The sequence below is a fragment of the Paraburkholderia unamae genome (assembly GCF_003268775.1).
Classification (GTDB): domain Bacteria; phylum Pseudomonadota; class Gammaproteobacteria; order Burkholderiales; family Burkholderiaceae; genus Paraburkholderia; species Paraburkholderia unamae.
The window spans coordinates 36,818-61,886 of the sequence record NZ_QLSU01000038.1 but is presented as its reverse complement, the minus strand read 5'-3'; the positions used below and the strand labels follow the sequence as shown (position 1 = coordinate 61,886).

Sequence of the window (25,069 nt, the reverse complement as noted above, 5' to 3'; positions counted from 1 at the left end):
CAGTGAATCGCATACGGCTGCCGACGCCATGGTGCAGTGGCACCAATCATGTTGACGACGGCGCAACGCCCAAGCCGGCGTTGCAGACTACTCCCCTAAGACAGGGGGCGATTATAGCCGAAGTTCACGACAGCGAGCGTTTTTCGACGCGCTCGCCACCCGGGCGCGTCAGAACTTGTGACGCAGGCCGACCATGAACATCGCCTGCTTGTCGTTGGTCGCGTCGTTGCCGAAGTCGCCGAACGAGGCGACCGCGTTGACGAGCTCGCCCGTGTCCGCGTCGATGGTCTTGCCCGAGGCCTTCTGATACCCCGCGAGCGCGTAGATGTCCGTGCGCTTCGAGAGGAAGTAGTCGCCGCCCAGGCTGAACTGGTTGTAGCTCGCGTCAACGCCGTTGCCGTGGCCCTTCGTGTAGTTGTAGCCGAAGCCGACGAGCGCGACCGGCGTGACCTGGTAATTGAGGAACACCTGGCCCGTGTTGAACTTCGTGTTGCCGTTCGCACCGGACGCGCTTTGATAGTTCGCGTATTCGACATTGCTGTACGAGAGGCCCGCCGTCACCGGGCCATAGGTATAGTCGCCGGCCGCGCGGATGATCTGGAGCGAGTTCGCGGAGACGAAACCGCCCGTGATGCCGGGGGAGTCCACGTTGACGTCCGTATTCGGATTGAGACCGTCGAACGAGGCGACCGTGCCGCTGTTGCTGTTGGCCTTGAAGTAGCCCGCGCCGAAGCCGAACGGACCATGGTTGTACGCGGCCGCCACGGCCCACGTCTGGCCCGCGCCCGTGCTGCCCGGCTGGCCGCCGAACGCGTACATCGCGCTCATTTGCAGGCCGCCGAAGTTCGGGCTCGCGTACTTGATCGAGTTGCTCGTGCGGTAGCTGTTGTCGTAGTTGTCCATGTCGCCCGGCGTCGCGAACGCGGAGCCGAACGCGCCATCATTGGTGAGCGGTTGCAGCAGATCGATGAGCGGATCGTACTGGCGGCCGAGCGTCACCGAGCCCGCCGTGGTCGAATTCAGGCCGAGCATGGCCGTGCGGCCGAAGAGGCGCCCGCCCTGGCCTTGCTTGCCGTTGTCGATGTTGAAGCCGCTTTCGATCTTGAAGATCGCGGAAAGGCCGTTGCCGAGATCTTCGGTGCCGCGCAAACCCCACAGGTTCGGCGACATGTTGCCCGACATCATCTGGAACGTGCCGCCCGAGCCGTTCTTGCCATGCTGGTTGCCGAACCAGGCAACGGAGGTGTCGAGTGCGCCATACAGCGTGACGCTGCTTTGCGCATGGGCGATGGAGGCAAACGAGGCCAGCGCTACGGCGGTGGTGAGAGCGGTTTTTTTCATTGGCGTGTTTTCGTTGGAGAGTGACGTTAGTGAGAGTGGCTTGCGTGAGATTCCGGCTGCGGCGCGCCCGGCGGCCGAAATTCAGCGGCGATTATGCGTAACGCTTTCCATGAACGAATTTAAAAAACGGAAAGACAGAGTTTCAGAAAGCGGATGAGCGTGAATGGGCCGTGCGCACGGCATTCCAGGGCGGTGGTGCCGTGCGATGTTGTTTTTTCGCGGCATCATCGATTAATTGATAAGAATAACTAAATAAATTGCGGGACCGGAATTCGTGCGTCGTCGATTAAACATTTCTTCATTTTCATGCGGATCTTCGGCGAAAGTCTTGCCCCTATCCTTGCCTCACGAGTTGCAGCGCAATTCGCAGCCGGGAGCGCTCTTGCTGCCGGCCTGATCCAGTGTGACGGCCCAGACGGCCAGACAGGAGAGACGAGGTGAGCCTATTCAAGGGCGGCGCGTGCGCCGCAATCATGTTGTCGATATCGGCGCTTGCGCACGCGCAGGGCGCACCGGCCCCACAGGCGGCAAGCGTGCAACAAGCGAGCGCGCCACAACAGCTGGAGAGCGCGCAGATCAGCCAGGGCAACGCGTCCATCACGCGCGCACAGGTGCGCCACGAACTCGTGCAGGCCGAGCGCGACGGACAGATGCAAACGCTCGATCGCACGCTATACGCGCATCACTGATTCGATATCCGTTGCGCCGGGGCAGGCCGCGCGTCGTGACGGAACCCGCATCGCGGCCTAACCACCGATCCCTTTCATGAAATCACGCCTTGTTTCCTATGTGCTGCGCGCGGCGCTGTGCGTCGCGGCGGCGGCGGCCGTATCCGGTTGTGCGAACCTGCATCCACAGCCCAACGGCCCCGGCGATTGCGTCGGACCTCCAGGCTATTGCGTGCCGTTCTTCGGTTCGTGAAGCGGCCTATGGGTCAAAGCCGATGCGTCACGGCACGACGCCCGCGCCGTGACTCGCGCGGCGCGCATAATAGGCGTCTGAATGGCGCCGGTGGCGAACGGCGCGCACGAGGAGACCCATGAACCGTGACACGTACACCGACGCCGCGATCCTCGCATCGTGGCAGCGCAACGCAACGCCCTGGATTGCCGCCGTGCGAGGCGGCGAAATCGAGAGCCGCCGCCTCGTGACCGACGGTGCGGTGCTCGACGCCGTGCTTGCGCGCGCGCCGCGCAGCGTGATCGACCTGGGTTGCGGAGAAGGCTGGCTTGCGTTGGCGCTTGCGCGCCGGGGCGTCGCGGTGACGGGCGTGGACGCGGTGCCGGAACTCGTCACGGCCGCGCGCGCGGCGGGGCTCGCCGATTGCCGCCTGCTCGCCTATGAACAGATCGCGCGGGGCGAACTCGACTGCCGTGCCGATGCAGTGGTGTGCAACTTCTCGCTGATCGGTGCGACCTGCGTGGACGATCTGCTGCACGCGGTGCCCACGCTGCTTGAACCGCAGGGCGTGCTCATCGTGCAAACGCTGCATCCGCTCGTTGCCTGCGGCGATCAACCGTATGCCAACGGCTGGCGCAGCGGCTCGTGGGCAGGCTTCAGCCGCGCCTTTCGCGACGCGCCGCCGTGGTACTTCCGCACGCTGGAGAGCTGGATCGCGCTCATTGCTTCGAGCGGTCTCACGCTGCACGCCATGCGCGAGCCGCTCGATCCGCGCAGCGGCAAGCCGGCTTCGGTGCTGTTCGTCGCACAACGTTGATTACCTGAACGCTACGAGGAGGACACGAGGATGGCGATGATCTCGCATGTGTACATGGGCGTGAACGACTTCGACCGCGCCTTTGCGTTTTACGGCGCCGTGATGCAAGAGCTTGGCTTCGCGCTCAAGTTTCGCGAGCCCGAGTATCCCTGGGCGGGCTGGATGGAGCCCGGCGTGCCGCGCCCGCTCTTTCTGGTGGGCCGCCCGTACGACGGCAACCCCGCGCAGCCCGGCAACGGGCAGATGACGGCACTGCTTGCGCCTTCGCGTGCCGTAGTCGATGCCGCTTACGCCGCTGCGCTCGCGCACGGCGGCACGAGCGAAGGCGCGCCGGCTTTGCGCGCGCACTATCATCCGGATTACTACGGTGCGTATTTCCGCGACCCCGAAGGCAACAAGCTTTGCATTTGCTGTCACGCCGCCGCGGGCGAGTGACGAACGGCGCGCCTTGTTTCACCCGTTGGATCGCATGTCAGCCGACTCTTTTCCCACATCCCGCGTCACAGTCGGCGTGCAGGCCACCGCCCAGTTCTGACAAGCCACGCGCCGCTCCCCCGCCCCCGCAGCCCATCACACGGCTGTCCCAGACGCTGTGCTACTCTTGCCCTGCCTTGGGCGCAGGCCGCCGCACGCCATGTGCGACGGGCGGCGGCCGGCCCGGTGTATCGAAGTCGACAATCGAAGAATCGAAGTCCTGAACCAAAGTCCCGGCGCTCGCTCCAGCCGGGACAACGATCAATAACAGGAAGAGACCCAGATGAAAAAGCACGAGATACAACGCGCGGGCTCGCGCGGCCGACTGCGTACGCTGATGGCCGCGCTGCTGCTCGCGGGCGGCGCACAGGCCGCGCACGCCGCGACCGAGATCCAGTTCTGGCACGCCATGGAGTCCGAGCTGGGCGAGCGCGTGAACGCGATCGCCCAGCAGTTCAACGCCTCGCAGAGCGAATACAAGATCGTGCCCGTGTTCAAGGGCACCTATGACCAGACGCTCGCCGCGGGCATCGCGGCGTATCGCAGCGGCGACGCACCCGCCATCCTCCAGGTGTACGAAGTCGGCACCGCCACGATGATGAACGCGAAGAAGGCCGTGCTGCCGGTCTCCGACGTGATGAAGACCGCGGGCGTACCGCTCGACGAAAAGGCGTTCGTGCCGACCATCGCGAGCTATTACAGCGACGCGAAAACGGGTCACCTCGTTTCGATGCCGTTCAACAGCTCGACGCCGGTGCTCTATTTCAATCGCGACGCCTTCAAGAAGGCCGGTCTGCCCGACGCGCCGCCGAAGACCTGGCCCGAAGTCGCCGAAGCCGCCGCGAAGCTCAAGGCTTCGGGCATGAGCTGCGGTTTCACCACGGGCTGGCAGGGCTGGATCCAGATCGAAAATTACAGCGCGTGGCATGGCGCGCCCATCGCAACGCGCAACAACGGCTTCGACGGTCTCGACGCGCAACTGGAAATCAACAAGCCGTTGCAGGTGGCCCATATCGCCTTCCTCCAGAACATGGCGAAGCAGGGCACCTTCACCTACGTGGGCCGCAAGGACGAAGCCACCGCGAAGTTCTATAGCGGCGACTGCGGCATCATGATGGGCTCGTCGGGGGCGCTCGCCAACGTGCAGCAATACGCGAAGTTCAAGTTCGGCACCGGCATGATGCCGTACGACCCGAGCGTGAAGGGCGCGCCGCAGAACGCGATCATCGGCGGCGCGAGTCTGTGGGTGCTGGGCGGCAAGAATCCCGAGGTTTATAAGGGCGTGGCAAAGTTCCTCGCGTATTTGAGTTCGCCGGCCGTTGCGGCGAAGTGGCACCAGGACACGGGCTATCTGCCTGTCACGAAAGCCGCGTACGAACTCACGCAGCAACAGGGCTTCTACTCGTCGCACCCCGGTGCCGATACGGCCACGAAGCAGATGCTCAACAAGCCGCCGCTGCCGTGGACCAAGGGTCTGCGTCTTGGCAACATGCCGCAGATCCGCACGATCGTGGACGAAGAACTCGAACAGGTGTGGACGGGCAGCAAGACGCCGCAGCAGGCGCTCGATTCGGCCAATTCGCGCGGCAATGAGCTGCTCAGGCGCTTCGAGCAGCAGGCGGCGCAATAACGCTCGCTCGCGCCCGCAACAAAATAGAGTGAAGTGAAGCGATGCCTCGCGAGGCATCGGGCAGCGCCCCAAAGACCTTGGTCCGGTCCTTGGGGCGCTGTGCTTTTTGGCGCGCCCCGGGTGTGTCGCGCCAATACGCGGTGAGGACTACGACGGTTTCGCGCCGCCGCCGTTGGCCGCCGCGGAGGCGGGCGGCGTCCAGCCATACCCCAGCGCCTTGTACAGGTTCACGATCTCCGCGAGTTCCTGATCCTGGAGCGCCGATTGCTGCAACTGCGCGGTGAAGAGGCTGCGTTCGGCGTCGAGCACTTCCAGATAGCTCGTGTAGCCGCCCTCGTAAAGGTCCCGCGCGAGCGACGCATATTCCGCGAGCGCTCGCACCTGGCGCGTGGTTGCGTCGAGCTGGTCGCGCGTGCGTGCCGCGCCCACGAGGGCGTTTTCGACATCGGCGAACGCCTGCTGGATCGTCTTCTGGTAGTTGAGCAGCACTTCCTGCTGCACCGCCTCGGCTTGATGCACCGAACCGGCAATCGCGCCGCCCTTGAAGATGGGTTGCGTGAGCGCGCCGGCGAACTGCCACACGCGCGCAGGCCCCAGCCACAGTCCGGAAAGCGCCGTGCTCGCCGCGCCAAACATGCCCGTGAGCGAGATATCGGGGAAATACTGCGCGCGCGCCGCGCCAATCGATGCATTGGCGGCGATCAGTGTTTGCTCGGCCTGAAGCACGTCGGGCCGGCGCTCCAGCAGCGCGGAAGGCAAGCCTGCCGGAATGGCCGGCGCGCTCAGTTCGGAAATCGTCTTGCCGCGCGCGATCGGCCCCGGATTCTGGCCGAGCAGCAGCGAAAGCGCATCCTCCTGTTGCGCGATCTGCTGCTGGATCGAATACACCGTGGCCTGCGCCGATTCGTACTCCGAACGTGCCTGGCTCAGTTGAACCTTCGACACGACGCCACCGGCGAAGCGCTCCTCGAACAGGCCCAGCGCGCCCTTGCGGCTTGCGAGCGTCGCCTGCGCGATCTGCAACTGGTTGTCGTAGTCGCGTAGTTGCAGGTAAGACGTCGCCACGTTCGCGATGATGGCGATGCGCGTCGCCTGCTGCGCGGCTTGCGTGCCGAGATACTCGGCGCGCGCGGCTTCGGTCATGCGCCGTAGCCGCCCGAACAGATCGAGCTCCCAGGAGACCATGCCGTTGAGCTGGAACTGGTTCGAGGTCACGGAAGGCAAGCCGGCATAGGGGGTGACGTGCCCGCGTGACGGATCGAAATTCGCGCTGATTTGTGGGAAGAGGCCCGTGCGCGTCACGACGTAGCGCCCGTAGAACTCCTCGACGCGCGCGGCCGCGATGGCGAGATCCTTGTTCTGCGCAATTGCCTTCTCGATGAGGTCGTTGAGCACTGGATCGTCGAACTGCGCCCACCAGTTCAGCGAGGCGTCCACCGCCTCGGCCTGCGGCGAGGCGTAGCGGTACGACGAAGGCGTTTCGACCGCCGGGCGCCGGTAGTCGGGCCCGACCGCGCAGGCGCCAAGGCATGCCGTCGCGACGAGCAGCGCGAGAGGACGCAGCGTGCAATGCAAGCGTGTGTTCATCGCTTAGCCCTCCTTTGAAGGCGTCGCGGCTTTCGCCTGTCTGCGCGCCGAAAGCGTTTCGAGGCCCCAGAAGAACATGGGGATAAAGAAGAGCGCGATCAGCGTGGCGCCGAGCATGCCGAACACCACCCCCGTGCCGAGCGAGCGGCGGCTCGCGGCCGAAGCGCCGGTAGCGACGGCAAGCGGCACGCAACCCAGGATGAACGCGAGCGAGGTCATGATGATCGGCCGCAGACGCAACTTCGCGGCATGCAGCGCCGCCTCATACGGCGACATGTTCTCCTTCTCGCGCATTTCCACGGCGAACTCGAAGATCAGAATGGCGTTCTTCGCCGCAAGCGCGATCAGCACGGTCAGGCCGATCTGGAAGTACACGTCGTCTTCCATGCCGCGCAGCAAGAGGCCTACCAGCGCGCCGAAGAGCGCGAACGGCACGGCCAGCAGCACGCCGATCGGCAGCGACCACTTCTCGTACTGCGCCGCGAGAATCAGGAACACCATGAGCAACGCGAAGCCGAACACGAGGCCCGCCGTTGATCCCGCCTTCTTCTCCTCGTAGGACTGGCCGCCCCACGAATAGCTGTAGCCTTCGCCGAGCGTTTCCTTCGCGATCTGCTCCATCGCCGCGATCGCCTCGCCCGAGCTGTGGCCCGGCGCCGCATCGCCGATGATCTTCGCCGCCGGGAAGTTGTTGAAGCGGGTCACGATGTCGGAGCCGGGCACGAAGCGGAAGGTCGTCACGGCCTTGATCGGCACCATGTCGCCGCTGCGGTTGCGAACGTAGAGCTGCTGAAGGTCGTCGGGGTTCGTGCGGTACTGCGGCTCCGCCTGCACGATCACCTGAAAGAGGCGGCTGCCCTTCGGAAACTGGCTCACGTACGAGGAACCGAACATCGTCTGGAGTGCGGAGTACACGTCCTGCACCGCCACGCCGAGCGATTCCGCGCGCTCGCGGTCCACTTCCACGAGCATCTGGCGCGAGCGCGCGTTGATGGTGGAGTTCACGCCGCGCAGCACCGGGTTCTGGCGCGCCTTGGCGATGAATTCGTGGACCTTGTCTTCGAGTTGCTGATAATTGCCGTCGCCCGTGCTTTGCAGCCAGAATTCGAAGCCGCCCGTGGTGCCGAGGCCCGGAATCGACGGCGGGTTCAGCGGCACGATCACGCCTTCCTTGAAGCCCGAGAAGGCCTTGTTGGCCGCGCGGATCAAGTCTTGCGCGCTGCCGTTCTCGCCGCGGTCCTTGAAGCTCTTGAGCGCGATGAAGAGCGTGCCGGCATTGGCCTTGTACTGCGAGTCGATCAGGCTGTAGCCAATCGGCGCGGCCACCGAACTCACGGCCGGCTGCTTCGCGAACCAGTCCTCCGCCTTCTTCGAAAGATCGCCGGTGCGGTCCAGACTCGCTGCATCGGGCAGCACGACCGCGCCGAGCAGATAGCCCTGATCCTCCACGGGCAGGAACGACGAAGGAATATGCTTGAAGAGGCCGCCCGTGGCGACGAGCATCACGGCAATCAGGCCGATGGAGAGCGCGACGCGCCGTATCGCCGTTTGCACCCAGCTTGCGTAGCCTTCGGTGAGTCGTTCGAACTTTTCGTTGAACCAGCGGAAAAAGCGGTTCTTTTTCTGCTCGCCGGGTTTGAGCAGGATGGCCGCAAGCGGGGGCGAAAGCGTGAGCGCGACGAGACCCGAGAGCACCACCGAAACCGCGATGGTCACGGCGAACTGCTTGTAAAGCTGCCCCGTGATGCCGGAAAGAAACGCCACCGGGATGAACACCGCGAGCAGCACGAGCACGATGGCGACGACCGGCCCGCTCACCTCGTCCATGGCGCGCTTGGCGGCCTCTTTGGGCGGCAGCTTGAACTCGGTCATGTTGCGCTCGACGTTCTCGAGCACGACGATCGCGTCGTCCACCACGATGCCGATGGCAAGCACCATGCCGAACAGCGTGAGCATGTTGATCGAGAAGCCGAATGCGGTCATGCCGATGAACGCGCCGATGATCGACACGGGCACGGCGAGAATCGGCACGAGCGTGGCGCGGAAGCTTTGCAGGAAGACAAAGACGACGATGATCACGAGGATCAGCGCGTCGCGCAGCGTCTTCACAACTTCCATGATCGACTCGTTCACGAACTCCGTGGTGTCGAGCGCGACTTCGTACTTGAGGCCCGGCGGGAAACTCTTGTTCAGCGACTCGAGCGTCTGTTTCACCTGCTTGGCCACTTGCAGCGCGTTCGCGCCCGGCTGCTGATACACCGCGATCAGCGTCGCCGTCCTGCCGTTGTAGCGCCCGCGCAGCGTGTAGTCCTTCGCGCCCAGCTCCGCGTGGCCGACGTCCTTCAGGCGCACGAGCGAGGCGTCGTCGGCCGTGCCCGCGCGCAGGATGATGTTGTCGAACTCGGCGGGCTCGGTGAGGTGCCCCTTCGTCGCAACCGGGAAGGTCTGGTTCACGGGCCCGTTGGTCGGCGCCTGGCCCAGGCGCCCTCCCGAGAACTGCTGGTTCTGCGCGTTGATCGCGTGCTGCACGTCGTCCACGGTGATGCCGAGCTTCGCCATGCGGTCGGGCTTGAGCCAGATGCGCATGGCGTAATCGGCCGAGCCGAGAATCGCTGACTGGTTGGCGCCGGGAATGCGCTTGAGCGCGTCGAGCACGTACACGTTCGCGTAGTTCGCCACATAGGCCTGGTTGTAGGCATTGGTGGGGGAATAAATCGCGATCACCATCATGAACGCCGACGAGCGCTGCTGCACCGACACGCCCTGCGATTTCACCGCTTCGGGCAGGCTCGGCAGCGCCAGGTTCACGCGGTTCTGCACGTCCACCTGCGCGAGCGACGGGTCGGTGCCGATGTCGAAATAGGCGGTGAGCGTCATGTCGCCCGTCGAGGAACTCGACGAGTTCATGTACATCATGTGGTCCGCGCCGTTGACCTGTTCTTCGATGGGCGCGGCCACGTTCTGCGCGACGACGTCGGCGTTCGCGCCGGGATAGGTCGTGCTGACGGTGATCTGCGGCGGCGAGATATCGGGGAACTGCGCGATTGGCAGATTGAACATCGCCACGAGACCGGCGACCACGAGGATGATCGAGATGACCGAGGCGAAGATCGGCCGGTCGATGAAGAAGTGAGAAAACTTCATCGCTCAGCCTCCCGCCGCGCGCGCGCCGGATACCGCGCTTGCCGCGCCGGCTTCCACGTTCGCCGCGGGTGCGGGCACGACATGCTCCTTCACCGGCGCGCCGGTCATGAGCCGTAGCGTGTTGTCGACGATCACGTGGTCGCCCGCGTTCAGGCCCGATTCGATCACCCACGCGTTGCCGTTCCACTGGCCCGTTTCCACGGAGCGTTGCTGCGCCCGGCCGTCCTTGTCCACGGTCCATACGAAGGGGCCACGCGGTCCTTGCTGCACGGCGTTCTGCGGCACCGCGATCGCGTTCGGGCGCACCGCGCCAATGAGCTTCACGCGCACGAACTCGCCCGGACGCAGCGACCCGGTGGCATTCGTCACCACCGCGCGAATCAGGTAGGTGCCGGTTTGCTGGCTCAGCGAGGCGTCGGTAAACGAAATATGGCCGCGCTGCGGATACACGCTGCCGTCGGCGAGCACGAGCTCCACCTCCAGTTGGCCGAGCGGGGGCAGCTTGAGCGTGCCGTTGCCCGTTTGCGTGCGCACGTTGAGCATCTCGTTTTCCGAGAGCGAGAAGTTGACCCACATGGGGTCGAGCTTTGCCACGTAGGTGAGCAGGCTGTTGGTGGCGTCGATATAGGAGCCGTCCTGCTTCTTCGCGAAGCTGGACAGGCCGGTGACGGGCGCGGTGATGGTGGTGTAGCCGAGGTTGAGCTTCGCGCTCGTGACGTTCGCGCGCGCCTGTTCGAGCGCGGCGGCGGCGGCCTGCTCCTGGCCGGTCGAGTCGTCGAGATCCTTCTGGCTCAATGCGTTTTTCGCGGCGAGCGGCCGCACGCGAGCGAGGTTGGCGCGCGCCGTGTCGAGGCGCGCCTTTTGCTGCGCGTATTCGGCCTGCGCGGCGTCGAGCGCCGCCTGGAACGGCTTGCGGTCCATCACGAACATCACGTCGCCCTGACGCACCATCGTGCCTTCCTGGTAGACGCGCTTTTCGAGGAATCCGCTCACACGCGAGCGGATTTCGACTTGCTGCGAACTCTCTGTCTGGCCGACATAGTCGAAGACCACGGGCACCTCGCGCAGCGCGACGGCCATGACATCGACGTTGGCCACGGGCAAGGCGGTTTCGGGCGCTTTTGCTTTATCGCATGCGCCAAGGCCGAGGCAGGTTGCGAGCGTGACACCGGCTAACACGTAATGAAATCGTCGGTACATTGTTTTGTTCTCGTAGGCGAAAGCCCGCGCATTGATTTCCATCCGTTCCATTGCCGGAGCGGAAGGAACGGAAACAATGCGTCGATCGCGGTGACAAGAAAAAGGAAAGGAAAAAAGCAGATCGAGAGTGCTACATCTTGAAATCAACTGCGGGACGAGTTTGTTGCGCGTCGTCATAAGCGCATCGCCATGACTGACAGGCGATGTTTAGAAAGGGCGTCATTCTGGCGGTGCCAAACCACAGTCCTTGTCGGAAATCCTTCTTTTCATCAAGAAAAGAAACGAAATGTGGCGATATGAAATCCAGCCGTGCAGGCGAGCCATTAGCCGGATTCATTGACTTCAATGGATGTGCCGGTTGATTCGAACAGATACCCCGAGGTCATTTCGTTGAACCAGTCCGCGAGTGCCCGCTTGCGAATGGTCTTGCGCAGTGCGCGAGCGGATTCTTGCGACGCGGCATCGCGTCCGTGTGCGGCAGACTCCACGCGCGCGCGGTCGTGGCAAGCAGCAACGCCGCCATCGCGTCCGGCTCCGATTCCGGGGCTCGTGGGGCTGGTAATTGCGGGTGCGCGTTCCTTTTCGAGGTCGACATGATGTGATGGGAGCTGAAAGTCGGGTTGGCGGGCCGGTATGGGTTGTCATCGAGCGCACCCCGCAGTCGATGGAGGGACCGGACGCCGCCGGAAAGGGCAGCGCCGCGTAGGGGTGCAGCGCTGCATGAAGGGGCGGCGGCCATGAACCGCCACCGCCCGCTCGCCGTGTTATTCCGGCGTCCAGAGTCTTGAAAGCGAGCCTGGAGGTGGGCTTAGAACCGGTGACGGATGCCCGCGCTCACGACCACCTGGCTCTTGCTCGACGACGGGGCGTCGGTGCCGTTGATCTGCACCGCGTTCGCGCCGACCGAGTTGTTGGCGCCGATTTGCGCGACGCTCGTGGCGTAGAGGTCGGTGCGTTTGGAGAGCGAGTAATCCGCCATCAGGCCGAACTGGTTCCAGTGCGACGAACGGTTGTTCGTGTCGCCGCTGGCCGGCGTATTGCGCAGGCCCTGCGTGTACGTGTACGACGCGCCCACGAAGAAGGCCGGCGAGAAGTTGTAGCGCCCGTTGACCTCATAGTTGTTGTAGCGCACGGAGACGTCCGCGACCTTGTCCTGAACGCGCGTTTGCGTGAACACCGTGCCGATGACGGCGGGTCCGAACGCGTAGTTCGCGCCGAGACCCCAGACACGCTGGTTCTGGAGGCCGAGAGCGCCGAGCACCACAGGCAGGCCGTTCTGCACCGCGCCGTTGGTGTTGCCCGAATTCAGACCTTGCAGTTGCAGGTACGCGGCCGCGACTTGCAAGCCGCCGTAGTTGTAGCCCGCGCCCACGCTATACGCACGGTTGTTGGCGAAGCCGCCCGCCTGATTCGAGAAGCCATACATGCCGCTCATCGAGAAGCCGGCGTAGTTCGCGCTTTGGTACTTGATCGAATTGTTGGTGCTGTAGGTGCTGTTCAGGTTGTCGGCGTCGCCGAAGTGGGCGAAGTAGGTGCCGCCCCACGAGCCCGTTGCGGAGATCGGCGCGAGGTAGTCGACCACCGAGTCGTACTGGCGGCCCAGCGTGACCGTGCCGTAGTCGGCGCTCGACAGACCGACCACGGCCTGACGATTGAAGAGCGAACTGGTGGCGGTCTTGCCGTTGGTCACATCGAAGCCGCTTTCCAGCGTGAACACGACCTTCAGGCCGCCGCCCAGGTCTTCGGCGCCACGCAGGCCCCAACGGCTTTGCTGAACGTTGCCGCCGGTCAGGCCGAACATGGCCTTGCCGTTGGCCAGACCGCCGGACGTGACGTCCGAAGCCTGGTTCGCTTCATTGCTCACATAGCTCAGTCCCGCGTCGATCAGCCCGTAGAGCGTCACGCTGCTCTGCGCGTGCGCAGCGCTGGCGAAGGCAGCGGAAGCGGCTGCGAAAATCAAGCTTGTCTTTTTCATCGGTTATTTCCCTACAGAATCTGATGGCTAATGTGAAAACTACGGCTGCGATCAGGTTGAATTCCGTTATTCCGCTGTCAGAATTCCGGTCAGAATCGCGGTATTGCCTGCGCGAACGGAATATAAAGTTTTACGGACTTCTGAACTACACCGGATAGGGAATAGGTATTTCAAATAAGCTGAAAAAAGACTGCGACATCGTAGGCAGCATGGGGGGCTGCCGGATAAATCCCTCGTATATCTCTTATTTATGACGTTTCTGATTGAAATTAACGTTGTCCTTTTGCAACATCGAATTTGTCCTAGGAGTTTTAAGTTGGTAGAAACCGCGATCGGCCAGAGTTATCTTATGCGTCTTCCGTATTTATTAAATCGTAAGTCAATAAATTTGAAGAATCATGTTGAATCAATTACAGGCAATGCGCGTTTTTCTCAAGGTTGCAGAGAACAATTCCTTCAGTCGCGCGGCGGCGAGTCTCGACTTGTCAAATGCCGCCGTGACGCGTTACGTCGCGCTTCTCGAAGCGCATCTCAATACACGCTTGATCAACCGGACCACGCGCAGCCTCTCGCTGACTGAAGACGGCCGGGCCTACGTGCAAGGCTGTCGCCAGATGCTCGAACTGATGGACTCGATCGAGTCGTCGGTGGGGGGCGGCTCGGGCGAGCCGAGCGGCACGCTCAAGCTGGTGGCGTCCGCTGCGTTTTCGCTGGTGGGATTGCCGCCGCTCGTCATGGACTACTGTCAGCGTTATCCGAAGGTGAAGCTGGATCTCACGCTGCTTCACCGTAATGTCGATCTGGTCGAGGACGGCTTCGATATCGGCATTCTGACGTCGCGTCAGGCGAGCAGCGGCTCGCTGGTGAGGCGCCCGCTCGCTTCGCTGCGCCCGGTCGTGGTGGCGTCGCCGGCGTATCTCGAAACTTACGGCGTACCCGCCGCGCCCGCGGACCTGGCGCTATGCGGGTTTCTCGCGCCGTCGCGTGAAATTCACGGGCGCGAGTGGTGCTTCGTCAATGCGCAGGGAGAGGAGGAGTCGATCAGCGTCGAGCCGCGCTGCACGGTCAACGACATGATCATGCTGCGCCAGTTGGCGCTCGTGCATATGGGACTCGCGATCCTGCCCGAGGCCTATGTGAAGGACGACCTCGAAAACCGCCTGCTTTCGCTCGTGCTGCGCGACTATGAGATCCGCGAAGGCGACAAGGAACTGGCGCTCGTTTATCCCGGAAGGCGGCACGTTTCGGCAAAGGTGCGCACGTTTGTCGACCTTGCGGTCGAGCATTTCCAGACGGCCTTCGGTTCCGCCCGCAACACCTGAAAGCGCGCCTGAAACCCGGATCTTTCGCATCGGCTTGCGCCCGCTCACGCTGTGCCGTGAGTCCATGGGCACGAGTCCCGCGTGTCGGGCATCGTGCCGCCAGGAACGAAGCGCGTGGTCAGCCAGGCGCCTTTTTAGAACCACGCATCCCGCATGTCGAGCGTCGTCCGGTCGAGCGAGGCGAGCAAATCGAATTGCGCGTTTGTCTTCGGAAGTTCCCACGCGAAAAAATACGCCGCTGCCGCCAGCTTGCCGCGGTAGAAGTCCGCCTCGTCGCCGCTGGCGTGTGCGAGCGCCGCGCGCGCGACGAGCGACTGTTCGAGCCATACCCACGCCATCACGACATGGCCGAACGCTTCCAGGTACACCGAAGCATTGGCGAGCGTCACCGCCGGATCGCCCGCGGCCCAAAGCTGCTTCGTGACCTCGGCAAGACGCCGCAGCGAGGCTTCGAGCGCACGCGCCTGGGTCGTGCATTCGGCGGCGTCATGCGCTGCGCCCGATGCATGCGCGCGTTCCAGCGTGCCCTGCACGCGTTCGACGAAGATGTTGAGCGCCGCGCCGTCCTTGATGACCACCTTGCGGCCGAGCAGGTCGAGCCCCTGAATGCCGTGCGTGCCTTCGTGAATCGGATTGAGACGGTTGTCGCGATAGAACTGCTCCACGTTGTACTCGCGCGTATAGCCGTAGCCGCCGTGCACCTGAATGGCGAGATCGTTGGCCGCGAGACACCATTGCGAGGGCCAGCTTTTCGCAATGGGCGTGAGCAGATCCAGCAGCAGCGTGAGCGACTCGCGCTCGGCGCCGCTTGCGGCGCTCGCTTCGTCCACGAGCTTCGCGCACCAGAGATTGAGCGCGAGCGCGCCTTCCACATAGCTCTTTTGCGCGAGCAGCATGCGGCGCACGTCGGCGTGTTCGACCAGCCTGACCTGTGGCGAAGCCGGGTCTTTGCCCGCCGCGCCCACGGGACGTCCTTGGGGGCGGTTGCGCGCGTAATCGAGCGCGTGCAGATAACCGGTATAGCCGAGCATCGTCGCGCCCAGCCCCACGCCAATGCGCGCCTCGTTCATCATGTGGAACATGTACGCGAGCCCGTGATGCGGCTCGCCCACGAGGTAGCCGACCGCGCCCGCGCGGCCGCCCGGCGTATGCTTCGTGCCCTCGCCGAAGTTGAGCAGGCAGTTCGTCGTGCCGCGATAGCCCATCTTGTGATTGAGGCCCGCGAGCACGACGTCGTTGTGCTCGCCGCGCGAACCGTCCTCATTCACGAGATATTTGGGCACGACGAAAAGCGAAATGCCTTTCACGCCCGCGATGAGCTTGCCGTCGGGACCGGGAATCTTGGCGAGCACGAGGTGGACGATGTTTTCGGAGAGATCGTGCTCGCCGCCCGAGATCCACATCTTGTTGCCGCGCAGCCGGTACTGCGCGCCAAGCGGCGAATCGCACTCGAAGTCGGCGCGCGTGGCGACATCCGAAAGCGACGATCCGGCCTGCGGCTCGGAAAGGCACATCGTGCCGAAATAACGGCCTTCCAGTTCGGGGCGCACGAAGGTGTCGATCTGCCTGGCGCTGCCGTGCGCGAGCAGGAGGTTCGCGTTGCCGATGGTGAGGAACGGGTAGGCGCTCGTGCCCACGTTCGCGCCCTTGAACCAGGCGAAGCCCGCTTTCTCCACGACGAGCGGCAACTGCATGCCGCCGTATGCGTAGTCCTGCCCGGCGGCCATGAGGCCGGCCTCGCTGAACGCCTTCAGCGCCGTCTTGACCTCGGGGATGATCGTGACCGTTTCGCCGTCGAAGTGCGGCTCGTGCTGGTCGTTCTTCTTGTTGTGCGGCGCGAACAGGTCGGTGGCGATTTTTTCGCAGGTGTCGAGCGCGGCGTCGAAGGTCTCGCGCGTATGGTCGGCGTAGCGGCCGATGCGCGTGAGGCTTTCGACATCGAGCCATTCGTACAGCAGGAAATTCAGATCGCGGCGGGAAAGGATCAACGACATGGCGGAACGGTCTCGCAACATGGGAAGAAGAGACGGATAGCCTACCCAAAATAGAACGAGCGTGCTATTGGTAATTTCTCCTGCCCGCGCGAGGCGCCCGGCTTTCGATTTTACGAAGAATCGCTCATGATCGGGCGTCACCCTTCCGGAAAGCGAGAATGCGATGGACCGTCTCGACGCCATGACCGTGCTGATCGCCGTGGTGGACGCCGGCAGCCTTTCGGCGGCGGCGCGCCGCCTCGGCATGCCGCTCGCCACGGTGAGCCGCAAGATCGGCGAGCTGGAGGGGCATCTCAAGACCCGCCTGCTCACGCGCACCACGCGCCAGCTCTCGCTGACCGAGGCGGGCCGGTCGTACGTGGCTGCGTGCCGGCGCATTCTCGAAGACGTGGGCGAGGCCGAGCGCGCCGCCACGGGCGAGTACAGCGAGCCGAAGGGCGAGCTGGCGATCACCGCGCCCGTGGTGTTCGGCCGCCTGCATGTGTTGCCGGTGGTGGCTGAATTCCTGGCGCGCTATCCCGAGATCGGCGTGCGGATCATGCTGGCGGACAGCATCGTGAACCTGCTGGAGGAGCATGTCGATCTGGCCGCGCGCATCGGCGAGTTGCCGGACAGCGCGCTCGTGGCGATGCGCGTGGGCGCGATACGCCGCGTGGTGTGCGCGAGCCCCGACTACCTTGCCGCGCATGGCGTGCCGGCGCATCCGCGCGATCTCGCGGCGCACGCGTGCATTACGTCGGACGGGCTCACGTCCGCGCGATCGTGGGCGTTCTGGCTGGGCAAGGAAGCGGTCTTGCTACCCGTGCGCTCGCGGCTCGTGCTCAACACGGCGGAAGCGGCCATCGACGCGGCCATGCTCGGCGTCGGGCTCACGCGCGTGCTGTCGTATCAGGTGGCGAGCGCCGTGCGCGAAGGCAAGCTCCAGGTCGTGCTCGAAGCCTTCGAGCCGCCGCCCTGGCCCGTGAGCCTCGTGCACGCGGGCCAGGCGCCGCTGCCGCTGAAGCTGCGCGCGTTTCTCGACTTCGCGGCGCCGCGCTTGGGCGCGCGCCTGGAGGGGGCGTGGCTCGCGAGTGCGAGTTCAGTCTGAGCCGCCCCAAAGCGTCACCCGTCCGGCTTCAGGGTTTGCCATTGACGTAGTGATGCGGCGACACGCCCATGACGCGCTTGAACATGGTCGAGAACGCCGTCGGGCTGCCGTAGCCCAGGTCGTACGCGACGCGCGTGACCGAGTCGCCCTGGGTCAGCCGGGCGACGGCCGCGAGCAGGCACGCCTGTTCGCGCCAGGCAACGAAGCTGGTTCCCAACTGCTCGCGGAACAGGCGCGTGAAGCTGCGCCGGCTCAGTCCCACGCGGCGGGCCGCCTCGTCGAGACCGAGTGCCGTCGAAGGCGCGGCGAGCACCTCGCGGCAGAGCGCCGCGAGCCGCGGTTCGTCCGGCAGCGGCGCATTGAGCGCGAGCGGCGGCATGGCCGCGATTTCGTCGACGAGCAAGGCCATGAGCCGCTCGGCGCGACTCATGGGCGCGTACAGCGCGGGCTGCAACACCGCCTCCGACATCAGATTTCTCAGCAGTGGCGTGGTGCCTTGCACGCAGCACTGTCGCGGCAACGCGCCCGCTTCATCGCCCGCTCTGTCGCCCGTTTCGTCGCCCGCCTTGTTGCCCGTTCCGTGCAAGCGCGTGTCGATGAACGCATTGAGCATGCGGACCTGACCGCTCATGCGCATTTCGTGCGGGACGTCGGCTGGCAGCCAGACCGCGCATTGCGAAGGCACGACCCAGTTGCCGGCCGCCGTCGACACCGTCATCGCGCCTTGCGCCGCATAGGCGAACTGGCCGCGTTCGTGCGTGTGGCGAGGGTGCACGAAGCCCGAGGGATAAATGCGCTCGGTCGCGATGACGTCGCGCGGGACTTCGTCGTAGCTCGGCGGTATGGCGGCTGGCATGGCCCGAATTGTGGCTCGATTGACCTGATCGCGAGTGCGGGGCGGAAAGCGCAAATTTAGCATGGTGGCGTTGGCGAACGGCTGCCGTTCGCCAACGGACTGCGGCCGGGAACCCGGCCGGTCGACTCACGCCACCAGGAGACGCAAATGGTTTTGCGCAACGAGCGCATGCTGGCCCGATACACACAGTGGGCGAACGAAGTGATATACGAGGTGGTCGCCGGACTGCCGCAAGAGGACATTGTGAAGACGCGCGACATGACCTTCGGCACGCTCTTGCGCGCGCTGGGGCATGGTTACGCCGTGGGAGCGATCTTCAAGGCGCACCTCGAACAGCGCGACCACGGCTTCACCGCGCGCCACATTCCCGACGAGACGACCTTCCACGAACTGCGCGCCATGCAGCGCGAGCTCGACGCGTGGTACGTGTCGTGGATCGACCGGTTGAGTGAAGTCGAGGCCGCGCAGCCGCTGCGCTTCCCGTACATCGGCGGTGGCGAGGGCGTCATGACGCGCGGGGAGATAGGGTTGCACGTGGTCAATCACTACACGTTTCACCGCGGCTTTGTCGTCGAGACGCTGCGTGGGCTGCGGCAAGCCGTTCCGGCCACGGACATTACGGTTTATCTTCGCGATCACGCGCGCCAATGAATAACGGCTCGCCGGGCCCGGAACGAGTACGGCCAGTCCCGCCACGCTGCAAACGTTTGCAAATACTTGTTCAGCAAAGGGTTTCCTGAAGTTTCCCGGAAGGCTGCCGTAAACTCGTACGCGGGTCCCGAATTTATTGGCCGGGACTGCCGCATTTACGCCTTCCACCAACTTCCATTCTCTTCATTCAAGTGTCGTTCATGCTGGCAGATTCGCCGGGCCGCTCGCAATCGCTCCAATCGTCCGGTTCGCAACAGCGCGTGGCCGTTCGCGCGCTCGACGAAGTCGCGCGCGCCGCCGACGCCGTGATGTACTCCACGCTGATTCTCTCCGCTATCGCAGCGGTTTTGATCGGCTTCTTCTATTACGAAACGCAGCTCGCGTTCGCGGGCGCCGCGTTGTGCCTCGGGGTGGGCAGCTTCGCGTTCTTCGGCGCGCGCGGCACGCGCCTTTCGTGCGTCGCGCTCACGCTCGCCAACGCCGCGCTGGTCGCGCTGCATATTCAGGCGGCGCACGGCGTCACCGAATTCCATTTCGGCGTGTTCGTGCTGCTCGGCCTGTTGCTCGTGTATCGCGACTGGCGCCCGATCGTGCTCGCCGCCGCGTTCTTCGCCGTGCATCACCTCGCCTTCGACCGGCTTCAGGCCCTGAACTTCGCCGTGTATTGCACGCACGAGGCGAACCTGCCGCGCGTGCTGCTGCATGCCGCCTACGTGGTCGCGCAGACGGCCGTCGAGATCGTGCTCGCCCATCGCCTGCGCGTGGCGGCCATCGAGGCGGCGGAGCTGGCGGATATCGTGCGGCGCGTGGTGCGCGAGCGCGAAGTGTGCCTCGCGGTGGACGGCATCGCGGCGAGCGCGCCCACGGCTGTCGCGCTCAAGGGCGCGATAGGGCAAATGGCGCGCGCCATGCAGGAGGTGAGCACGAGCACGGCGCATGTGGAGCAGGCCGCGCGCGAAATCGCCGAGGGCAACGCAAGCCTGAGCGAGCGCACCGAGCACCAGGCGGGCAGTCTGGAGGAAACGGTTGCCTCGATGGACCTGTTCACGCACACCGTGAAGGCGAGCGCGGAGCACGCCCGCGAAGCGAGCGAGTTCGCCCGCGAGGCGTCGACGGTCGCGAAGGAGGGCGACGGCGTGGTCGCGCGCATGGTGGCGACGATGGGCGCCATCGAGACCTCGGCCAAGCGCATCTTCGAGATCGTCGACGTGATCGAGGGCATCGCGTTCCAGACCAATATTCTCGCGCTCAACGCGGCGGTCGAAGCCGCGCGCGCGGGCGAGCAGGGGCGCGGCTTCGCCGTGGTCGCGAGCGAGGTGCGCAGCCTCGCGCAGCGCGCCGCCGCTGCCGCGCGCGAGATCCAGCAGCTCGTGGAGGCCTCGGCGAGCGAGGTGGGCGCGGGCACGCAACTGGCCGGCGAGGCGCGCGCCGCGATGGAAGGCGTCGTGCGCAGCATCGGCCGCGCGGCCGACATCATGGGCGAGATCACGGCGTCGAGCCACGAGCAGGCGCAGGGCATCGAGCAGGTCAACGCCATGGTCGCGCAGATGGACGACACCACGCGCCGCAACGCCGCGCTCGTGAGCGAGGCGGCCGCCGCCTCCGCGTCGCTGCATGCCACGAGCGCGAGGCTGCGAGAGGTGCTCGGCCTCGTCGCTTTGTCGTGATATCGTGGCGCGTCGCATCGGGCGAACACGTGGCTGAACAGGAGGCTTACCCGTGATGAGCGTGCTGGGCTGCATCGTCTACAGGCACAACCTGTGGCTTGTCGTCGTTGCGCTGCTGATTTGCGGCGCGGGCTCGTGGGTCACCGCGCGGCTCGTCCTGCGCGCGTTCGCCACGCGCTCGCTGCAACGCTTCGGCTGGTCGTTCATCGCGGCCGTCGTGGCCGCCGCCGATATCTGGTGCACCCATTTCGTCGCCATGCTCGGTTTCGAGCCGGGCGTGCCGATCGCCTTCGACCCCGTGCTCACCATCGCGTCGCTGCTCATCGCGCTCGTGGGCAGCATCGCGGGCTTCGTGCTCGCCACGAGCCGCGTGTCGCGCGCGGCCCCCGCGCTCGGCGGCGCGATCGTCGGGCTGGCGGTCGCGCTCATGCACTACGCGGGCATGCTCGCGTATCGCGTGGAAGGCGTCGTGATCTGGAATCGCACCTTGCTGGTGCTTTCGATCGTATTCGCGGTAGGCCTGTGCGCCCTCGCGCTGCACCGCGCCGGCGTTGCTGCCGGGGAGCCCGGCGAGGCGGCCCGTGCGCGCTCGCGCGGCAATGCGGCCGCGCTCGTCGTGGCCGGCGTGCTCGCGCTCGCCATCGCGGCGCTCCATTTCACGGGCATGACGGCATTCCAGGTCGTGCCGCTCGCGATCGACGGCCATTTCTCGAATCCCGCGGCGCTGCATGCGCTCGCGCTCGCCGTGGCCTGCATGGCGCTCGTGATCGCGGGCTCGGGCTGCGTGAGCTTTCTGCTCGACGACAGTGTGCGCGCCGAATCGGTCGAGCATCTGCGCACGATGGCGATGAGCGACATGCTCACGGGGCTGCCCAATCGGGCGAACTTCAACGCGCGCATCGACGCCGAACTGGCCCGCGCCGACGACCCGCGCAAGCTCGCGCTCATCGGTATCGACCTGAACCGCTTCAAGGAAATCAACGACCTGCACGGCCATCATGCGGGCGACGAGGTGCTGCGCATTCTCGCGAGGCGTCTGGCGAGCCTCGTGCGCGAGGACGAGTTCGTCGCGCGCGTGGGCGGCGACGAGTTCGTGGCGTTCACGCGCTTCGCGACGCGCGACGAACTGGCCGACCTGCTGGAGCGGCTCGAAACGGCGCTGTACCGGCCAATTCGCTACGACGACGCCGAAGTGATCTCGGGCGCGAGCCTGGGCGTGGCCATCTACCCGGACGACGCCACCAGCAAGACGGTGCTCATCAACAACGCCGACCTCGCCATGTACCGCGCCAAGGCGGACCTCACGCAATCGGTGTGCTTCTACGAGCCGGCGATGGACGAGATCGCGCGCGAACGCCGCTCGCTCACGCACGACCTGCGCGAGGCGCTCGCCCGCGGGCAGTTGAGCGTGCACTACCAGGTGCAGACCTCGATCACGACGGGCGACATCTGCGGTTACGAAGCGCTGCTGCGCTGGGAACACCCGCGCCTTGGCTTCATATCACCGGCGAAGTTCATACCGCTGGCCGAGGAAAACGGCCTCATTCTCGGCATCGGCGCATGGGTGCTGCGCGAAGCGTGCACGCGCGCGGTCGCGTGGTCGCCGCCGTACAAGGTGGCCGTGAATCTTTCGCCCGTGCAGTTCGCGCACGCCGACCTGCCCAAGCTCGTGGAGACCGTGCTGGTGGAAACCGGCCTCGCGCCCGAGCGGCTGGAACTGGAGCTGACCGAAACGGCGATTTTCGCGGACCGCGAGCGCTCGCTCGACGTGCTGCAACGGATCAAGGCGATTGGCGTGAATCTCGCGCTCGACGACTTCGGCACGGGTTATTCGTCGCTCGACACGCTGCGCTCGTTCCCGTTCGACAAGATCAAGCTCGATCAGTCGTTCGTGAACGAGGCCGAGACGAGCCGGCAGGCAACGGCTATCATCCGCGCGGTGCTCGCGCTCGGCAAGAGCCTCGGCATTCCGGTGCTGGCCGAAGGCATCGAGACGCAGGACCAGCTCACGCTGCTCGCGAACGAAGGCTGCGACGAGGTGCAGGGCTTCCTGCTCGGCCGCCCGGCGCCGCTCAGCCAGATCGTGGCGAGCGGCCAGCTTTCGCTGCTCGCCGACGACGAGCCGGTCGCGGACGTGGCGCGGCCCTAAGCACGCCGCGTTTCACCCCGCTTATCACGCCGCTTATTTCACTTCCTCCGCCTGCCCGTAACCCACGAAGCGCGGCGCACACTCCGGCGCCCACGCGTCACCGCTTTTCGCAAATGCCCCGCGTGCGGTGTTGTGCGCGTCGAGCGGCGCTTCGGCAAGACTCAGCACCGGCGTGACGCACGCATCGCTGCCCGCGAACAGTGCGGCCCATTCGTCGCGCGTGCGTGTGGCGATCACGCCGGCAATGCGCGCTTGCAAGCGCGGCCAGTGCGCCCGGTCGCGCTGCGGCAGATCGAGCAGATCCTCGGCGCCAATGCCTTTCATGAACGTCGCGTAGAACTGCGGCTCGATGCAGCCCACGGCAATCCAGCGATCGTCCGCGCAGCGATAGGTCCGGTAGAAGGGCGCGCCGCCGTCGAGCAGGTTCACGCCGCGCGCATCCTGCCAGTGCCCCGCCGCCTGAAAGCCGTAGATCATGCTCATGAGCATGGCCGCGCCGTCGGTCATTGCGGCGTCGACCACGCAGCCTTCGCCGCCCGCCCGCGCGCGCAGGATGGCCGCCACCACGCCGAACGCGAGCAGCATGCCGCCGCCGCCGAAGTCGCCGACCAGGTTGAGCGGCACGACCGGATCGCCGCCCGCGAGACCCACGGCGTGCAGCGCGCCCGAGATCGCGATGTAGTTGATGTCGTGACCCGCCGTGTGCGCGAGCGGCCCGGTTTGCCCCCAGCCGGTCATGCGTCCATAGACGAGCGACGCGCGCCGTGCATGGCAGACTTCGGGACCGAGCCCGAGGCGCTCCATCACGCCGGGGCGAAAGCCTTCGATCAGCGCGTCGGCGCTTGCGATCAGGTCGAGCGCGCGCGCGATGTCCTCGCCGCGCTTGAGGTCGAGCGCGACATACTCGCGCCCGCGCGCGAGCGGACCCGAGGGCGGCGGCGCGCCTTCGCGGCCGATGCAGATCACGCGCGCGCCCATTTGCGCGAGCAGCATGCCGCAGAACGGCGCGGGGCCGAGCCCCGCGAATTCCACGACGGTAACGCCTTCCAGTGGCTTGATCATGTGTGTTGTTCCATCTGCTTCGTCTTGCGTAGATTGCCGCGCCGTCACAGCGTGCGGGCGATGATTTCCTTCATGATCTCGTCGGTGCCGCCGTAGATGCGCATCACGCGCGCATCCACCCACGCGGTGCCGACCACATACTCGGACATGTAGCCGTAGCCGCCGTGCAGTTGCAGGAATTCGTCGAGCAACTGGTTTTGCAGTTCGGTGGCGTTGAGCTTGGCCATGGCGGCGTCGACGGGCGAAAGCTCGCGCTTGAGGTGCCGCGCGATGCAGTGATCGACATAGGTGCGCACCATCTCGGCTTTCGCGCGCGCATGCGCGAGCTTGAAGCGCGCGTTCTGGAAATCGAAGATCGACTGACCGAACACCTTGCGCTCGCGCGTGTAGCGGATCGTGCGCTCCAGCATGCCTTCAATCGAAGCCGCAGCGCGCACCGCGATCACGAGCCGCTCTTGTGCGAGTTCACGCATCAGGTACGAAAAGCCCTGGTTCTCCTCACCAAGACGCTGCGTGACGCTCACGCGCACGTCTTCGAAGAAAAGCTCGGACGTGTCCTGCGCCCGCAGCCCGATCTTGTCGAGCTTGCGGCCCTTGCTGAAGCCCGGCGTGCCTTCTTCGACCACGACGAGCGACACGCCCTTGCCGCCCAGTTCCGGCGCGGTCTTGCACGCCACGATCACGAGGCTGGCGTTCTGCCCGTTCGTGATGAACGTTTTCTGCCCGTTGATGATGTACTCGTTGCCTTCGCGGCGCGCGGTGGTGCGCACCGACTTGAGGTCGCTGCCGGTGCCGGGCTCGGTCATGGCGATGGCGCCGATGTGCTCGCCGCGCGCGAGCTTCGGCAGCCACTCGCGTTTTTGCTCCTCGGTGCCGTAGGCAAAGATATACGGGGCGACGATATCGGAATGCAGCGGAAAGCCAATGCCGCTCGCGTTCACGCGGGCCAGCTCCTCGATCATGATGGCCGCGTGGCCGAAGTCGCCGCCGCCGCCGCCGTATTCCTCGGGAATCGTGCAGCAGAGCAGCCCCTCTTCGCCCGCGCGCAGCCAAACGGACTTCGGCACGATGCCGTCCAGTTCCCATTGATGATGAAACGGCACGATCTCGCGTTCGACGAAGCGCCGGACCTGCTCGCGGAAAATTTCGTGGTCGTCGCGGAAAACGGTGCGCATGAGTAGTGTCTCCAGTTGCTTCTATGACTTCGTTATGC

General features: G+C 65.1%; 19 protein-coding genes. 10 read left to right on the top strand and 9 right to left on the bottom strand.

Features of this window, described 5'->3' with window-relative positions; genetic code table 11:
• Positions 1–168 precede the first annotated feature (168 nt).
• The gene (locus C7401_RS38640) at positions 169–1,341 is read right to left on the bottom strand and encodes a porin (protein ID WP_112177314.1); all 1,173 of its coding nucleotides are present in this window, start codon (positions 1,339–1,341) and stop codon (positions 169–171) included.
• Between the two features lie 437 nt (positions 1,342–1,778).
• On the opposite strand from C7401_RS38640, the gene C7401_RS38635 reads away from it, so the two are divergent.
• The 5 genes from C7401_RS38635 (at position 1,779) to ugpB (ending at position 5,162) form a co-directional block, all read left to right on the top strand.
• Positions 1,779–2,030 (top strand): DUF4148 domain-containing protein, encoded by a 252-nt coding sequence (locus C7401_RS38635; protein WP_258397394.1) that lies wholly within the window; start codon positions 1,779–1,781, stop codon positions 2,028–2,030.
• Positions 2,031–2,106: 76 nt separating this feature from the next.
• Positions 2,107–2,262 carry a hypothetical protein gene (locus C7401_RS45230; protein WP_165841910.1) on the top strand — a complete coding sequence of 52 codons (156 nt, stop codon included), beginning with the start codon at positions 2,107–2,109 and terminating at the stop codon, positions 2,260–2,262.
• Positions 2,263–2,380: 118 nt separating this feature from the next.
• Positions 2,381–3,058, top strand: coding sequence for a class I SAM-dependent methyltransferase (locus C7401_RS38630; protein ID WP_112177313.1), 678 nt, complete (start codon positions 2,381–2,383; stop codon positions 3,056–3,058).
• Between the two features lie 36 nt (positions 3,059–3,094).
• Entirely contained in the window at positions 3,095–3,493 is a 399-nt protein-coding gene (locus C7401_RS38625; RefSeq protein WP_112177339.1) for a VOC family protein, read from the top strand.
• A gap of 376 nt (positions 3,494–3,869) precedes the next feature.
• Positions 3,870–5,162 (top strand): sn-glycerol-3-phosphate ABC transporter substrate-binding protein UgpB, encoded by a 1,293-nt coding sequence (gene ugpB, locus C7401_RS38620; protein ID WP_112177338.1) that lies wholly within the window; start codon positions 3,870–3,872, stop codon positions 5,160–5,162.
• 147 nt (positions 5,163–5,309) lie between these two features.
• Here the strand turns inward: ugpB and C7401_RS38615 are convergent, their stop codons facing one another.
• The 4 genes from C7401_RS38615 to C7401_RS38600 form a co-directional block, all read right to left on the bottom strand.
• A complete protein-coding gene (locus C7401_RS38615) occupies positions 5,310–6,749 on the bottom strand; it encodes an efflux transporter outer membrane subunit (protein ID WP_112177312.1) in 1,440 nt (479 codons plus the stop codon).
• 3 nt (positions 6,750–6,752) lie between these two features.
• Complete coding sequence (locus C7401_RS38610; RefSeq protein WP_112177311.1) at positions 6,753–9,893, bottom strand: efflux RND transporter permease subunit; 3,141 nt, start codon at positions 9,891–9,893, stop codon at positions 6,753–6,755.
• A 3-nt stretch (positions 9,894–9,896) separates the two neighbouring features.
• The gene (locus C7401_RS38605; RefSeq protein ID WP_112177337.1) at positions 9,897–11,093 is read right to left on the bottom strand and encodes an efflux RND transporter periplasmic adaptor subunit; all 1,197 of its coding nucleotides are present in this window, start codon (positions 11,091–11,093) and stop codon (positions 9,897–9,899) included.
• A gap of 808 nt (positions 11,094–11,901) precedes the next feature.
• Complete coding sequence (locus tag C7401_RS38600) at positions 11,902–13,068, bottom strand: porin (protein WP_112177310.1); 1,167 nt, start codon at positions 13,066–13,068, stop codon at positions 11,902–11,904.
• 398 nt (positions 13,069–13,466) lie between these two features.
• On the opposite strand from C7401_RS38600, the gene C7401_RS38595 reads away from it, so the two are divergent.
• Complete coding sequence (locus C7401_RS38595; RefSeq protein WP_112177309.1) at positions 13,467–14,390, top strand: LysR family transcriptional regulator; 924 nt, start codon at positions 13,467–13,469, stop codon at positions 14,388–14,390.
• Between the two features lie 134 nt (positions 14,391–14,524).
• Here C7401_RS38595 and C7401_RS38590 read toward each other — a convergent pair whose 3' ends face one another.
• On the bottom strand, positions 14,525–16,384 hold the full coding sequence (locus C7401_RS38590; RefSeq protein ID WP_112177308.1) for an acyl-CoA dehydrogenase: 1,860 nt from the start codon (positions 16,382–16,384) through the stop codon (positions 14,525–14,527).
• Positions 16,385–16,547: 163 nt separating this feature from the next.
• Here C7401_RS38590 and C7401_RS38585 point away from each other — a divergent pair, with 163 nt between their 5' ends.
• Positions 16,548–17,471: a LysR family transcriptional regulator gene (locus C7401_RS38585; RefSeq protein ID WP_112177307.1), complete on the top strand. Its 924-nt coding sequence runs from the start codon at positions 16,548–16,550 to the stop codon at positions 17,469–17,471.
• A gap of 28 nt (positions 17,472–17,499) precedes the next feature.
• Here the strand turns inward: C7401_RS38585 and C7401_RS38580 are convergent, their stop codons facing one another.
• Entirely contained in the window at positions 17,500–18,327 is an 828-nt protein-coding gene (locus C7401_RS38580; protein WP_112177306.1) for an AraC family transcriptional regulator, read from the bottom strand.
• Positions 18,328–18,474: 147 nt separating this feature from the next.
• Between C7401_RS38580 and C7401_RS38575 the strand changes: the two genes are divergently transcribed.
• From C7401_RS38575 to C7401_RS38565, 3 genes are all read left to right on the top strand, one after another.
• Positions 18,475–18,978: a DinB family protein gene (locus C7401_RS38575; RefSeq protein ID WP_112177305.1), complete on the top strand. Its 504-nt coding sequence runs from the start codon at positions 18,475–18,477 to the stop codon at positions 18,976–18,978.
• Positions 18,979–19,178: 200 nt separating this feature from the next.
• Complete coding sequence (locus tag C7401_RS38570) at positions 19,179–20,645, top strand: methyl-accepting chemotaxis protein (RefSeq protein WP_112177304.1); 1,467 nt, start codon at positions 19,179–19,181, stop codon at positions 20,643–20,645.
• A gap of 55 nt (positions 20,646–20,700) precedes the next feature.
• Positions 20,701–22,794 carry a putative bifunctional diguanylate cyclase/phosphodiesterase gene (locus tag C7401_RS38565; protein ID WP_220092901.1) on the top strand — a complete coding sequence of 698 codons (2,094 nt, stop codon included), beginning with the start codon at positions 20,701–20,703 and terminating at the stop codon, positions 22,792–22,794.
• Positions 22,795–22,827: 33 nt separating this feature from the next.
• On the opposite strand, the gene C7401_RS38560 is transcribed toward C7401_RS38565, so the two are convergent.
• Complete coding sequence (locus C7401_RS38560; protein ID WP_112177302.1) at positions 22,828–23,856, bottom strand: CaiB/BaiF CoA transferase family protein; 1,029 nt, start codon at positions 23,854–23,856, stop codon at positions 22,828–22,830.
• A gap of 44 nt (positions 23,857–23,900) precedes the next feature.
• Positions 23,901–25,031, bottom strand: a complete 1,131-nt coding sequence (locus C7401_RS38555; RefSeq protein WP_372460557.1) for an acyl-CoA dehydrogenase family protein — start codon at positions 25,029–25,031, stop codon at positions 23,901–23,903.
• Positions 25,032–25,069 lie beyond the last annotated feature (38 nt).

Bases quoted from the DNA above. Each gene is read 5' to 3' on its own strand.
- C7401_RS38640 (WP_112177314.1), bottom strand. From the start codon at position 1,341: ATGAAAAAAACCGCTCTCACCACCGCCGTAGCGCTGGCCTCGTTTGCC.
- C7401_RS45230 (WP_165841910.1), top strand. From the start codon at position 2,107: ATGAAATCACGCCTTGTTTCCTATGTGCTGCGCGCGGCGCTGTGCGTC.
- C7401_RS38630 (WP_112177313.1), top strand. From the start codon at position 2,381: ATGAACCGTGACACGTACACCGACGCCGCGATCCTCGCATCGTGGCAG.
- C7401_RS38625 (WP_112177339.1), top strand. From the start codon at position 3,095: ATGATCTCGCATGTGTACATGGGCGTGAACGACTTCGACCGCGCCTTT.
- ugpB (WP_112177338.1), top strand. From the start codon at position 3,870: ATGGCCGCGCTGCTGCTCGCGGGCGGCGCACAGGCCGCGCACGCCGCG.
- C7401_RS38615 (WP_112177312.1), bottom strand. From the start codon at position 6,749: ATGAACACACGCTTGCATTGCACGCTGCGTCCTCTCGCGCTGCTCGTC.
- C7401_RS38610 (WP_112177311.1), bottom strand. From the start codon at position 9,893: ATGAAGTTTTCTCACTTCTTCATCGACCGGCCGATCTTCGCCTCGGTC.
- C7401_RS38605 (WP_112177337.1), bottom strand. From the start codon at position 11,093: ATGTACCGACGATTTCATTACGTGTTAGCCGGTGTCACGCTCGCAACC.
- C7401_RS38600 (WP_112177310.1), bottom strand. From the start codon at position 13,068: ATGAAAAAGACAAGCTTGATTTTCGCAGCCGCTTCCGCTGCCTTCGCC.
- C7401_RS38595 (WP_112177309.1), top strand. From the start codon at position 13,467: ATGTTGAATCAATTACAGGCAATGCGCGTTTTTCTCAAGGTTGCAGAG.
- C7401_RS38590 (WP_112177308.1), bottom strand. From the start codon at position 16,384: ATGTCGTTGATCCTTTCCCGCCGCGATCTGAATTTCCTGCTGTACGAA.
- C7401_RS38585 (WP_112177307.1), top strand. From the start codon at position 16,548: ATGGACCGTCTCGACGCCATGACCGTGCTGATCGCCGTGGTGGACGCC.
- C7401_RS38580 (WP_112177306.1), bottom strand. From the start codon at position 18,327: ATGCCAGCCGCCATACCGCCGAGCTACGACGAAGTCCCGCGCGACGTC.
- C7401_RS38575 (WP_112177305.1), top strand. From the start codon at position 18,475: ATGGTTTTGCGCAACGAGCGCATGCTGGCCCGATACACACAGTGGGCG.
- C7401_RS38570 (WP_112177304.1), top strand. From the start codon at position 19,179: ATGCTGGCAGATTCGCCGGGCCGCTCGCAATCGCTCCAATCGTCCGGT.
- C7401_RS38565 (WP_220092901.1), top strand. From the start codon at position 20,701: ATGAGCGTGCTGGGCTGCATCGTCTACAGGCACAACCTGTGGCTTGTC.
- C7401_RS38560 (WP_112177302.1), bottom strand. From the start codon at position 23,856: ATGATCAAGCCACTGGAAGGCGTTACCGTCGTGGAATTCGCGGGGCTC.
- C7401_RS38555 (WP_372460557.1), bottom strand. From the start codon at position 25,031: ATGCGCACCGTTTTCCGCGACGACCACGAAATTTTCCGCGAGCAGGTC.